This is a genomic window from Aquimarina macrocephali (assembly GCF_051627225.1).
GTDB lineage: Bacteria > Bacteroidota > Bacteroidia > Flavobacteriales > Flavobacteriaceae > Aquimarina > Aquimarina macrocephali.
The window spans coordinates 2,986,771-2,999,265 of record NZ_CP151795.1; the positions used below are offsets into that span (position 1 = coordinate 2,986,771).

Annotated in this window: 12 protein-coding genes; 5 read left to right on the forward strand and 7 right to left on the reverse strand. The window is 33.2% G+C overall.

The annotated features are described in order from the left end of the window. Positions 1-116: 116 nt before the first annotated feature. Complete coding sequence (locus AAFU52_RS12905; protein WP_024770605.1) at positions 117-1,199, reverse strand: aminotransferase class V-fold PLP-dependent enzyme; 1,083 nt, start codon at positions 1,197-1,199, stop codon at positions 117-119. A 65-nt stretch (positions 1,200-1,264) separates the two neighbouring features. Between AAFU52_RS12905 and AAFU52_RS12910 the strand changes: the two genes are divergently transcribed. The 3 genes from AAFU52_RS12910 (at position 1,265) to fabD (ending at position 4,150) form a co-directional block, all read left to right on the forward strand. Then, positions 1,265-2,203 carry a dihydrofolate reductase gene (locus AAFU52_RS12910; protein WP_438422217.1) on the forward strand — a complete coding sequence of 313 codons (939 nt, stop codon included), beginning with the start codon at positions 1,265-1,267 and terminating at the stop codon, positions 2,201-2,203. Further along, the gene (locus AAFU52_RS12915) at positions 2,203-3,054 is read left to right on the forward strand and encodes a fructosamine kinase family protein (RefSeq protein WP_438422218.1); all 852 of its coding nucleotides are present in this window, start codon (positions 2,203-2,205) and stop codon (positions 3,052-3,054) included. The genes AAFU52_RS12910 and AAFU52_RS12915 overlap by 1 nt, the downstream gene beginning before the upstream one ends. Before the next feature lie 214 nt (positions 3,055-3,268). Further along, positions 3,269-4,150 (forward strand): ACP S-malonyltransferase, encoded by an 882-nt coding sequence (fabD, locus tag AAFU52_RS12920; RefSeq protein ID WP_024770608.1) that lies wholly within the window; start codon positions 3,269-3,271, stop codon positions 4,148-4,150. Positions 4,151-4,261: 111 nt separating this feature from the next. Here fabD and AAFU52_RS12925 read toward each other — a convergent pair whose 3' ends face one another. The 6 genes from AAFU52_RS12925 to AAFU52_RS12950 form a co-directional block, all read right to left on the reverse strand. Then, positions 4,262-5,536, reverse strand: coding sequence for an alpha/beta hydrolase-fold protein (locus AAFU52_RS12925; RefSeq protein WP_438422219.1), 1,275 nt, complete (start codon positions 5,534-5,536; stop codon positions 4,262-4,264). Between the two features lie 231 nt (positions 5,537-5,767). Next, positions 5,768-7,060 (reverse strand): alpha/beta hydrolase-fold protein, encoded by a 1,293-nt coding sequence (locus AAFU52_RS12930; RefSeq protein WP_438422220.1) that lies wholly within the window; start codon positions 7,058-7,060, stop codon positions 5,768-5,770. A gap of 78 nt (positions 7,061-7,138) precedes the next feature. Next, positions 7,139-7,903 (reverse strand): hypothetical protein, encoded by a 765-nt coding sequence (locus tag AAFU52_RS12935; protein ID WP_438422221.1) that lies wholly within the window; start codon positions 7,901-7,903, stop codon positions 7,139-7,141. Positions 7,904-8,032: 129 nt separating this feature from the next. Continuing rightward, the gene (locus tag AAFU52_RS12940) at positions 8,033-8,800 is read right to left on the reverse strand and encodes a LytR/AlgR family response regulator transcription factor (RefSeq protein ID WP_438422222.1); all 768 of its coding nucleotides are present in this window, start codon (positions 8,798-8,800) and stop codon (positions 8,033-8,035) included. An 18-nt stretch (positions 8,801-8,818) separates the two neighbouring features. Further along, positions 8,819-9,826, reverse strand: coding sequence for a sensor histidine kinase (locus AAFU52_RS12945; protein WP_438422223.1), 1,008 nt, complete (start codon positions 9,824-9,826; stop codon positions 8,819-8,821). A 65-nt stretch (positions 9,827-9,891) separates the two neighbouring features. Next, positions 9,892-10,527, reverse strand: a complete 636-nt coding sequence (locus AAFU52_RS12950) for a LysE family translocator (protein ID WP_024770614.1) — start codon at positions 10,525-10,527, stop codon at positions 9,892-9,894. Positions 10,528-10,799: 272 nt separating this feature from the next. On the opposite strand from AAFU52_RS12950, the gene AAFU52_RS12955 reads away from it, so the two are divergent. Together AAFU52_RS12955 and AAFU52_RS12960 are read left to right on the forward strand one after the other, a co-directional pair. After that, positions 10,800-11,072: a hypothetical protein gene (locus tag AAFU52_RS12955; RefSeq protein WP_024770615.1), complete on the forward strand. Its 273-nt coding sequence runs from the start codon at positions 10,800-10,802 to the stop codon at positions 11,070-11,072. A gap of 202 nt (positions 11,073-11,274) precedes the next feature. Further along, a complete protein-coding gene (locus AAFU52_RS12960) occupies positions 11,275-11,976 on the forward strand; it encodes a hypothetical protein (RefSeq protein ID WP_438422224.1) in 702 nt (233 codons plus the stop codon). Positions 11,977-12,495: the final 519 nt, after the last annotated feature.

The window sequence follows — 12,495 nt, forward strand, 5'->3', positions numbered from 1 at the left end:
ATATACTATTAAATATTGGTTAATAAATTAAAAACTAAGTTACTGCAAAACATTAAAAACGAAAAGAAGGAAATGTCAGATTATCAGTAATTTAATCAACATTTAACAATAAGATATTAACGATAACGATGTAGTATATCAAGTAGTTTTTCCAGGTCCTCTTTTGTGTTATAAAAATGAAGGCTAACTCTAATACCCTGTCCACGAAGAGAAGTAATTATTTGATGTTTTTTTAAATATAAATGTAATTCCTGATCGCCCTTTATATTAAAAATAGTACTATGTTTTTGTCGCTTTACCACATCTTCTTCTAATAGATTTAGTTTGGTGAATTCTGATTTTGCATACTCACATAATTTGTTCATATGATCTTCAATAGTTGCGATGCCTATTTTGTTCAGAAAATTCAGAGAATATTGTAAGCTTCCAAAATTAAAGGTGTCCAAATGGCCACATTCAAATCTTGCTTGCAAACTTGTATATGATGGATCATAATTGGTATTGGTAGCAGCATCGATATATGAAGAAGGTGTAATCTGATCTAATATTCGATGGTTAAACAACATAAATCCATTACCATATCCTCCCAGTAACCATTTATAACCACTACATCCCAAAATATCAATTCCCGAAGCATTAAAATCGAAAGTTCTAGTGCCACAAAACTGTGTAGCATCAGCAATAAAAAGCACATCAGGATATTTGGCTTTTAATGAAGTAAGAAAATCAAGATCTATTGCAATGCCATTAATGTATTGTATTAAGCTAAATGCAAAAATATCAGGCTTGTGTTTTTGTATGGCACTTTCAATATTTTGTTCTACTGTAGCATCTATTGTAGCATAGCAAACATTAAATCCTTTACTGGTCACGGCAAAGTTAATAGAAGGGTAATCTTCATCTAATAATAAGACTTTTTTATTTTTATCTAACCCACTCAATATTGTATTGAATCCTAAAGAAAAATTAGGAGTTAATACCACATTGTTATCAGAACTTCCAAAAAATGTTGCGATAGTTTTACGCACATTATTTAAAAAAACTTGTTGATGATCTCTAAACAGGCTTCCCCCAATAAGAAAATCTAAATCATGCTCCTGTCTAAAATCTAAAAGCGAATCATAAAGTAATCCAGAAGATGCTGTATTGAGATACGTATTATGAGATAAAACAGGAAACTCTTTTCTTAAATTCTTCATAAGTAATTTTAGTGCTTTTTGGTAAAAACTATATCTTTACTCGCCGGTACTAAGTTAGCATTAATATGTTTTCAAAAAAGAAAGAAACAACACAAATTGATCCACAGCAACGTGAGCTATATGAGCATGCACGTAAACGTGTTATTCAGAAAAAAAGATTATTTCAACACTTTATTATTTTTATAGTTGGATCAATATTCTTAGCAATTCTTAATCTAGTATTTGGTTATGGAAAAGAGGTTACGTTATTAGGGATAGACTGGTATATTATTGCAATACTGTCCTGGGCATTCCTTTTGGTAATACATTTTTGTAATGTATGGTTGTTTAGTACATTTATGGGGCAAGAGTGGGCAGATCGGCAGATGGAACGATTAATTACCAAACAAAAAGAAGAAATTGCTTTGCTCCAAAAAGATGTAGATTTAATGTACCCCAAAGCAGAATTGGTTAAAAAGAAAGAAGGATTTATAAAAGGAAAAACATCAGAGATTGTGGGAGAGTTAAAAGAAGCTAAGAATATGATTACAATGATTGCAGCGGCAGGAGAAAATAATGCCTTAGGTAAGGATAATGATCTGGTTTGGCATTTGCCAGATGATTTTAAACGGTTTAAAAAACTAACGACCGGTCATCATATTATTATGGGACGTAAAACTTTTGAAACTTTTCCTAAATTACTTCCAAATCGCGTACATATTGTTATTACCAGAAATACAAACTATCAGGCAGAAGGTGTAATAGTAGTGCACAACATGCAGGATGCTTTAGAAATTGCTAAAGGTGATGCACAACCTTTTATTATAGGAGGAGGCGAGATTTATACGATGGGGATGGATTATGCAAATTGTATAGAGTTAACCCGGGTACATGAGTCTTTTGAAGCGGACGCTTTTTTTCCTGAAATTGATGCTAAAGCCTGGAAGTTGGAGAAAGAACAATTTCATGATGTAGACGAAAAGCATAAGTATCCTTTTACGTATTTGACGTATATCAAAAAATAATGCGCTCTTTAAAGCTTACATCTCATTTTGAAGAATTACTTTCAGAAAAGATAATAGCGATACAGCCATTATCAGGAGGGGACATTAATGACGTCTGTCTTATACATACAAATCAACAAAAATTTGTTGCCAAAGTCAATAGTGCTTCAAAATTTCCTGGGATGTTTGAGGCAGAAGCCAAGGGATTACAACGATTAAAAGACTCCAATACATTTACCATACCCGGGACTATTCATTTTGGCGAATTTGATGATATTGCTTTTTTGATATTAGAATATATTGATTCTGGAAAACAAACAGATGATTTTTGGGAAATGTTTGGAGAACAATTAGCGGCCTTACATCGACAAAACGAATCTTATTTTGGTTTTGAAAATGATAATTATATAGGGAGTCTACCACAGTACAATACAATAAGTGATTCTGCATACGAATTTTATGTAACCCAGCGATTACAACCACAATTTGAATTATCGCGACAAAAAGGATTTAAATTTTCAGACTTAGATGCATTTTATAAAACGATTAAAGATGAAATTCCAGACGAAAAGCCTAGCCTGATTCATGGTGATTTATGGAATGGTAATTTTATGACTGATATGCAGGGATATCCTTGTCTTATTGATCCGGCAGTTGCTTATGCACCCAGAGAAATGGATATGGGTATGATGCATCTTTTTGGCGGTTTTAATTCTCGGGTGTTTGATGTCTATAATGAAGTTTTTCCTCTTGTTGGGAATTGGAAAGATCGATTATCGATTTGGCAATTGTATTACCTTTTGGTTCACCTTAATCTGTTTGGGAGTTTATATTACAATGAAGTAAAGAGTATTGTGAATAGGTATTCTTAATTTGAAACGAGATGTCTGCGTCAGGGATAGTAGTAGAAATCCCGAAGTATTATCTTTTTAAGCTCACTATACTGAGCTTGGCGAAGTGTTGTCGAAGGTTAAAAATACGAGGAATTGTAACGAATAGCCCGCCCGGACGCCCAAAACAAAAATTCTAGTTACTCGTACCAACTTTATCCTTACTTTTGTCAAAATTTTAAATACACAGTATCATATGAACGCATATGTATTTCCTGGTCAAGGAGCCCAGTTTTCAGGAATGGGTCTTGATCTATATGAAAACTCAGATATCGCTAAAGAACTTTTTGATAAAGCAAATGATATCTTAGGGTTTGAGATTACCAAAATTATGTTTGAAGGAACAGCAGATGAGTTAAAACAAACTAAAGTAACACAACCTGCTATCTTTTTACATTCTGTTATCTTAAGTAAAGTATTAGGAGATAGTTTTAAACCAGATATGGTTGCGGGACATTCTTTAGGTGAATTTTCTGCCTTAGTTGCTAACGGAACTCTTAATTTTGAAGATGCATTACGATTGGTATCCAAACGAGCGATGGCTATGCAAAAAGCATGTGAGTTGAAACCATCTACAATGGCAGCTGTTTTGGGATTAGAAGATGAAGTAGTAGAGCAGGGCTGTGAAACAATAGATGGAATTGTAGTAGCAGCAAATTATAATTGCCCTGGGCAATTAGTAATCTCTGGCGAAGTAGAAGCTATCGAAAAAGCATGTGAGTTGATGAAAGAAAAAGGAGCTCGAAGAGCACTGGTATTACCTGTAGGAGGAGCTTTTCATTCTCCGTTAATGGAGCCAGCTAGAGAAGAATTGGCCGCAGCGATTGAAGCTACAACATTTAATATACCTAATTGTCCTGTGTATCAAAATGTAACAACAAAAGCAGTTACAGATCCCGAGGAAATTAAAAAGAACTTGATCGCACAACTTACTGCACCTGTAAAATGGACACAAAGTGTACAAAATATGATCAAAGATGGTGCAACATCATTTACCGAAGTTGGACCAGGAAAAGTATTATCAGGATTGGTGAAAAAAGTAGATCGATCTATGGAAACTATTTCGGCTTCGATGTAAGAATTTCAACGATAAATTATAAACCTCGCAGAAGATGCTAAAATAAGCTTAGCATCTTCTGCGAGGTTTTTTATAACCGATATGTACAGTTTAATGATTTGATCTTGGAGCTTATTCGTTTTTTAAATCAGATAGATCTTTTTTATATTCTTGTAATCTCCAATCAGAATTTTTCTTTCCAAGTTGAATAGCACGTTTATAATAAATCATAGCTTCTTTTTTATTTTTTAAAACACGATAAACATCGCCCAATCCATTAACCGGGCGTGCCGAGTTAGGGGATTTTTTACTAAAAAAAGCATACAGTTCCTTTGCTTTTTCGGGTTGGTTGTGTTTCATGTAAAATGCAGCAAAAACACATCCCCAATTTGTTCTTAGGTGTTCGAGAAAATCATTAGGTTTAAACTGATTCATAAAAGTATTGAATGCGGTATAATTATCTTCATCAGAAGCTTTTTTTACAAGATTCCACATTGTAGGTTGTGCAACTTTTTCGGGAAAACCAAATTGTTCTGCTCTCTTTTTATAATAGGTAACCACATTATCCATTCCCCCCAATTTTTTATATTCTTCTAAGGAGTTAAACCGAAGTTCTGGATAGTAATGATAATACTGTTTTAAACCATGATAAAGGGTGTGATATGGGGTAGAGCGATGCTCCTCGTTTTGTAGATAGGTATATTCCCACCTCAAGGTATCGGGAGCTTCTGATTCTAGTTTGTTTTTAAGGTATTCGGTACCGTCTGTTACTACACCTTCATGAATACTAGAAGTAAAAAACAGAAAAGTTTCGAGTTTTTTCTTAGAGTTGAGGATACTATCCAGAGATTTCATTCTGTTTACTGATATGGGTAAACTTGTATCATGAATAGGAAAAGGACTTGCTGCCAGATATCCATTAAATAGCTCAGGGTTTTTGGTCATAGTCTCAATAACAAACCCACCAGCATATTCCCATCCAAACAATAATCGTTCTTCAGATGTTTTAAACTCTTGATCTACATATGGAATAAGTTCTTGAGTGATAAAACTTAAAAAGGTTTTTGCTCCAGAACTAAAATGACCAAATCGTTTGGGATATGTATTTGTAATCCCGACAATGATACATTCTGGGGTGAGTTTAAATTTTTTAAAGGATTGTGATAAACTTACTGCATGAAGAAAAAGCCGTTGCCCGTCTAATATATAAATTACAGGGTATTTTTTTGAAGAATTATTATAATCTTCTGGTAGAAAGATTTGAATTTTTCTTTCTTCATTTAGTATTTTAGAAGGAATTATAAAGTTCTTTCCTATAGTATTTTCTGTTATCTGGATTTGCGAGAATGAAGAACAGAAGAGAAAATTAAATAGGATACATAGTAAAAATGGATTTTTAATCTTCATAGTGATAAGATGTATTGAATAATAGAAATTAACCTGTTGTGTATTTTAAAATTAATACTATAAAAAAAGCATCAATTCGAGTGATTTTTCATAGTGAAACGAAGAAAAATTGTATCGAGAATAGCTTTTTTGATCCCAAATCCTATTCTCGATACACTTCTTCCTATGGTCGAAGCACTCGAATTGACGAATTTGGGATTCAAAAATATCAAAATGCACAACGGGTAGAAATTATCGTTTACCTTGTTTCTCGAGTTTGGTTTTAATTTTAGCCAATTGCTCTTCATATTCAGATAGGTATTTGGTATCATATTCTTTGGCGAGCGCTATTGCTTTTTGTTGAGTTTCAAATGCAGCATTGAGTTGATTGTTTTTTTCTAATGCTTCAGATAGACTGCTATATGCCCATGGAGATCGGGGGCGGTATTGTATTCGTCGTTTAAAAACCTGTATAGATTCTTCAACTCTTCCATCTTGCAATAATTTTCCACCAATAAATCGTAAAGAATTTACACTATTCCATCGTTCAGCTTTTGGAAGGATAGGAAAACCATATGTTGTTGAGAGTTTTTGATGAAAAGCATCAATATTCTTTAAAGCATTACCGGGTTGTTTAATAATTTCCCTAAATCTTGGAGACCATTTTTCTTTCGGGAAAATCATTTCTACTGAGGAAAGCAGTGCTTTTATGATACATGCATAATGATCTTCATTAGGGATGACCTCAACTTTTAAATTTAAGTTTTTTGAAGTAAATGGAGATAAACGTTTTTTCAACTCCTCCATGTTTTTGATATATGGTTTGTCTTTGCTAATATCATTTTCAGAGACACCCAGGTAGAATTGTGCTTTTCGATTAGGGTTTTTAACAAAACTCTCTTCAAAAGTATCTATGAAGGTGGTGTTGGACTTATAGCCCATACCGATCATATCTGCTGTAGCAACAGTAATATGCGCCTGAAATAGATCTGGCTCCTTTGCAAATGTGTGTAGTGGATATACACTACTTCCTGATACTCCAATGATCATTCTATAATCAGCAGCGCGATATTGTTCTTTTAAATAAGGAAATAGTTCTTCTTTAAGATGTTTTGTGAATTTATCTGGATCGGCGTTAAATTCGAGTTTCTCTCTACTTCCCCACATACCGTTGGCATATACATTAGGAGCATAATGTGTTTCTTCTTCAAAACTAATAACAATAGCTTCGGGCATTCGAGTAACAGAACTTAGATGTCGTATAACTCCAGATATCATTTGAAAAAACTTAACACCATGAGAACCGCTTATCATCACTACAGGATAAGTATGATCTTTTGATGCTACATGAAAACTTTCTGGAACGTAAATATTCATTATTCTATTTTCATCCAGAATCTTAGAATGAAAAGTAATCTTTTCTGCATAAGTGATTGGGGAAGAGGAGATTTTGGATAATGAAGATTCATGAGATTGCTGCGCTTTCCCGGTAAAAATAAATGTGAATAAAAGGATTGTAATTATAGAGAAATTATTCGTTTTCATAATGTGATTGATGAGGTTTTTTTCTAATAATTGATTTGTTTTAATACCAAATCATAATGGTCGATGATTGATTCATGACTACCAATATTCTTCGATATAGTAGATTTTATCTTTTCTAAATTTTATAAGCGTCATTTTACTTTCGGTTTTATTTTCTTGTAATTCTTCAATAACAATAGCATTTAATCCAATAATCATATTTACAATTTTGCTTTTTGGAAAATCATTATACCTACCTTTTTTTAAGTATTTAACGGTATTGTTATAAAGCAATTCTCTGGAATAAATATCGCCATAACCTGGGTGGTTATATTCAAAATCTGAGGTGTAAAAACGATATAAAAAGTCTACATCTGCTACTGTAGATCCTTTTTTAAAGACTTTTTGATGAGCATCTTTATATTTTTCGAAAATTGATTTTAATTCTTCCTTAGATAAAGGTTTAATTTTTTCATATTCGGCTGCTACAATTTCTGTGACTTTTTTCCACCTTGGATCAGTATATAGAGATTTTAAATCGCCATCATTTGTTAGCTGCTTATAGTTAGAAAACTTTCCCTCTTTTGCTATTTTGAATAATTGTACAAATGCAGCATCAGATTCTTTTGCTAATGCCCAGGCGCATGCAGCATTAAATCGATTAGAAACCTCTTTGTTAGACATATTTGATTGATTGTCTAATACAGCGAATGCTTCTGTATATTTTTGTCCAGATGTATAGAATTCTCGAGATTGGTATAAATCCCAGGCTTCTTTTAATAATTTAGAGTATGACTCGTTTTCTTGCCCAAATCCATGGTGCATTAAAAAACTAATCAACACGACTACAATTTTATTTTTCATATTTTTAGTAATAACCTGAGCTAAATATAGCATGTAACCCAAAAGCTAATCTTAAAATAGTGATGAATTGGGGCAAAAGAACAGTAAAGCGTTTCTTTTTGCCGTTGAAGAATTAAAGTAAGTACATGCTTAAAATTGTACCCATTTTCTGAATGCAGAAGTTGTACTTGAGCTTGTGATTACACTTTGCTCAACTCCATCCAGGATAATTAATAATCTATTTTTACTGTGGTTGTCCATTGCTTTGATGTGATTAATATTCACCATTTGACTTCTGTTAATTCTGAAGAAAATTTTTGGATCTAATTGATCGGTTAGAGTGCCTATTTTTTGCGTTGTACTATGTATATTGCCTTTGGTGTCTGTGATCTTACAAAAATCTCCATAAGCCTCAATTAGTGATATTGTACTTGTATCGATTAGCTTGATGCCATTTCCTTTTTTAATCACAAAACGTTTTAGGAATTGTCTTTTTTCGGGGGTCATTAATTCTTTAAGCTCTTTAAAAACATTTTTACCTACAGAAGGCGTGTTTTTTGGCAATGCAATAAGAGTTTCATATTTACGAAGTGCTTCAGAAAGTTCTTCTTTTGAATAGGGTTTTAGGATATATGCAATACCATTAGTTTTAAAAGCATCTAATAGAAATGTATCATAGGCAGTACAAAAGATAATAGGAGAAGATATTGGTATTTGATCAAAGAGATCAAATGCATTGCCATCTAATAATTGAATATCTGAAAGGATTAAATCATACTGGTGTTTGGATAACAAAACTGTGGCCTCATTTACCGATCTGGACCAATCCAAAGTAAGATGTGACTCAAAATACTCAGTAAGATATAGTTCAAGTTTTTCATAAGCCGGAATTTCGTCTTCTAAAATCAGAATATGCATAGGATCAACAATGTCGTTTTAATCTTTTAACGTTAGAAGTGGTAGCGAAACAGTAAAATACGCCTTATTTTCTTCAATAGTTACTTCTCTATCAGAAAGCAAAAGATACCGTTTTTTTATATTATTCAACCCACTTCCCAAAGAATGATTAGTTTCTGAAATGTTTGAGGTATTATTTTTTACCAGGATATTATCTTCGGTAATCGTGATTTGCGTAGTAATGATTTGATCGTTAGTTGGTTTATTATGTTTTACTACATTTTCAATAACAGTCTGTAATGCTCCAGTAGGTAAATACTTGTCTTTTGGTAAGTTGGTTTCTGGTATTTTGAATTCATAAGAATGCCCAAATCGAGTTTTGATAAGAAAGAAGTAGTTTTCGGCTAATTTTATTTCTTCTTTCAAAGAGACAACTTCCTGATCCTTGGTTTGGATTAGGTAGCGATACAATGCAGCTAATCGCGCAGTATACACTTTTGCTTTTTGAGGAGAAGAATCAATAAGCGCATCCATAGTATTTAAACTATTAAACAAAAAATGAGGATCAAACTGTGATCGTAATAATTTAAGCTCTGTTTCTCGTTGTTCTTTTTCAATTTGATTAACTTTTATAAAGTTTTCATAGTACTTTTTGCCCAATAATAACCCTAGAGGCATGGCAATATCTATTGCAGAATTATAGTAGCTTTTAAAAAATAAATGAGTCCTCATATTAGAAAAATCTAGTGGATTACCATTAGACCAAAACTCAATGATAAGAGATCCAAAACCAATTAAAATAACACTTCCCAGTGCCAAAATAAAAAACAGAATATACTTTTTGCTCTTAACCAGTAATTCTATGATGAGGTATTTAAAAAGAAAGAGTAGAATAATTGTTTTTACCCAAAAAAGAGGTAGGTTTACTACATATTGTAATAAGGACATATCCAAAATGTAGTACCTAACGGCATCCCAGAGAGTAGCTAGAATAAAGTAAAATATAAGAAGCTTATAATCTGATTTATTAAGTTTTAAGTATGTCATAGATTACAAATATAGCATTCAATTCAAATAGGAAGTTTTTACTTTTTGATTTTGAATTGTATTTGTTATTTCGCTTTAGCGAAAGCTATTTTTACAGCTAATCCTGTTAATACAGAAGCCATAAACCACTTTTGAACCCTTACCCATAATGGATTTTTGGCAAACCAACCCGCCATTTTTGCTGCCGAAATAACGATACCAAAATTAATTGAAAAACTAATAATAATCTGTATGATTCCCAATTGAAAACTTTGCCCTAAAATTGATCCGTATTCTGGTTTGATAAATTGAGGGAAAAATGACAAGTAAAACAATGCCATTTTGGGATTGAGTACATTGGTAAGAAGCCCAATATTAAATAACTTAAAAGGTTTGTCTTCTTTTAAAGAACGATCGGTGTCGAATATTTTAGTGCCACCAGATCTAATAGTATTGTATGCCAAATACAATAAATAACCAACCCCCAGAAACTTAACAATCACAAAAGCATAGGGCACTGCAAAGAATATGGCAGTTAACCCAAACGATACCATAAGAATATGAAATAAAAATCCGCAGATAACCCCAAAAAGAGAGATAATCCCAGCTTTTTTTCCTTGGGATAAGGATCTGGAAATAAGGTAGATCATATTAGGTCCGGGAGATAAAACCATAATTAGAGAGGCAAGGGCAAATATAAGAAGTTCGTTGATAGGCATCATATACTTTGATTACAGATTCATGGGATAAAAGTATTGTTTTTTTTGCAATTTCGAATACCGATGCGTAGTACTACCTTCAAAAATTTGATGTCAAATGTAAATGTCTTTAGACAAAATTTAAAATACATCGGAGTTTACAGATATCTGTATTTATCTCTTACGGAAAAACCATAATTTCGATTTTTATTACGATGTCAAAACCATAAAGAATACTATTAAAAAGAGCAATTTCTCATATTTCGTAGTACAGTGTACATTTTTAATCTATAGTTATGAATTTGATGGTAAAGCAAATACAATTGATAGAGCGAATGGATCAACTCATTCGCATGCAAGCTACGGGGTCGCCAGAAGAACTGATCTCTAAGTTAGGAATTTCAAAAACCAAACTGTATCGCATTATTAATACCATGAAAACTTTAAATGCTCCTATTGAGTATGACATTACTCTACAAAGTTTTGTGTATGCCGAACCGGTAGGATTTACTTTTGGATTCTATACAAAAAGTCAAAAAACAAATATTCTTAATGGTTTTGGAGGGTAACCAGAAGTGTGGATTGTGTAAAGTCAAATGCTACATATGAGATCCAAAATCATAAACCTAGTCCCCATTCTTAAAAAAACTTCATTTTTCCAGTTCCGTTTTTCAGAACTAGTATGTTTTATCATTATACACAATTTATTTATTAACTATGATGTATTGTAAAATTTTATAGCATGCAATAGATCACAAAAACACTAATATCATGTCTAAAGAAAATTATGACGTAAAATTAGCCGTATTAGAAGCACTACCACAAGAAAAAATAAAGGCACCAACACTTCCAGTTGATGTATTTATTCAGGAAGCTGAAAACTTGTATGTGTGGACAGAGGAAGACAAAGAAGTATTACTAGCCAAAGGGCTGGGTTGGGAGATGTTTATAGAAGATTTACCTATTAGGACGGGAGCTTGTCGATATGCTCAGGCCATGTGGATGAAAGAGCGGTATAGCCGGGAGGAAGCCTCCAAAGTTTGGAAAGAAAAATCTCCTAAAGCATACGAGTTTAGAAATGATTTGCTAGCCGATTTGCGCTTTGCGTTTCGAAAAAGACCAGACCTTATCGCTCGTGTACGAGCTATTGCAGATGGAGAAGGGGATGCAGATATGATCCAGGATTTGATGGATATTAGTGTATTGGGTAAAGCCAATGTGCGAGAACTCGAAAAAACGAAATACGATCTTCGAAACTTAGAACTGGCAGCACAGAAATCAGATGCTCTTGCCGAATTACTGGCCAAAGCTAATGGAACTACCTTAGATAATTCTAAAGCCAAAGAAAGCCGGGATAGAGCCTTTACCCATCTTAAAGAGGCTGTAGATGAGGTTCGGGACACAGGCAAATATGCTTTTAGAAAAGATCCTGAGCGTTATAAAGGATATATCAGTCAATATAAACGGCGATAATCGAGAGCTACAACTGGCCCGCGCATAAGAGTAAGACTTCCGCGCAATTGGAGAGTCTTACTCTTATGCGCGGGTTGGTTTTACACCTCGGGGGAAAGCTGTCGACACACCGATGGTCGATACAACTAGTGCGAGGTAAAACACAATGATGCGATGAAAATATGTAATGTGCCGATGATCGATAAAAGTGATGTGGGGATGATGTTAGTTATACTGATGGTTGATACATACTAAGTGTAGGTGCTGTTTATGTTGTAATGAAAGGAGATGTTGTGATTATAAGTGCTAAGATAAGATGATGAGTTGTAGTCTTTTTAAGATATAAAAATTGATGTATAGTTTTCGGATTGTAAAAATAGGTTTAGATAGTAGAAAGAAGAAGATTTTCCTATACAGACCTCTACATTTGGCTTACAAAAAATAACTGTAGATGGGGTAATTTTGAATACCCAAAAAAAACTTTCATTTTTTTTTCTCAGTCCCGAAAAACGAAACTGGGATACCGTAATATTGCTACTG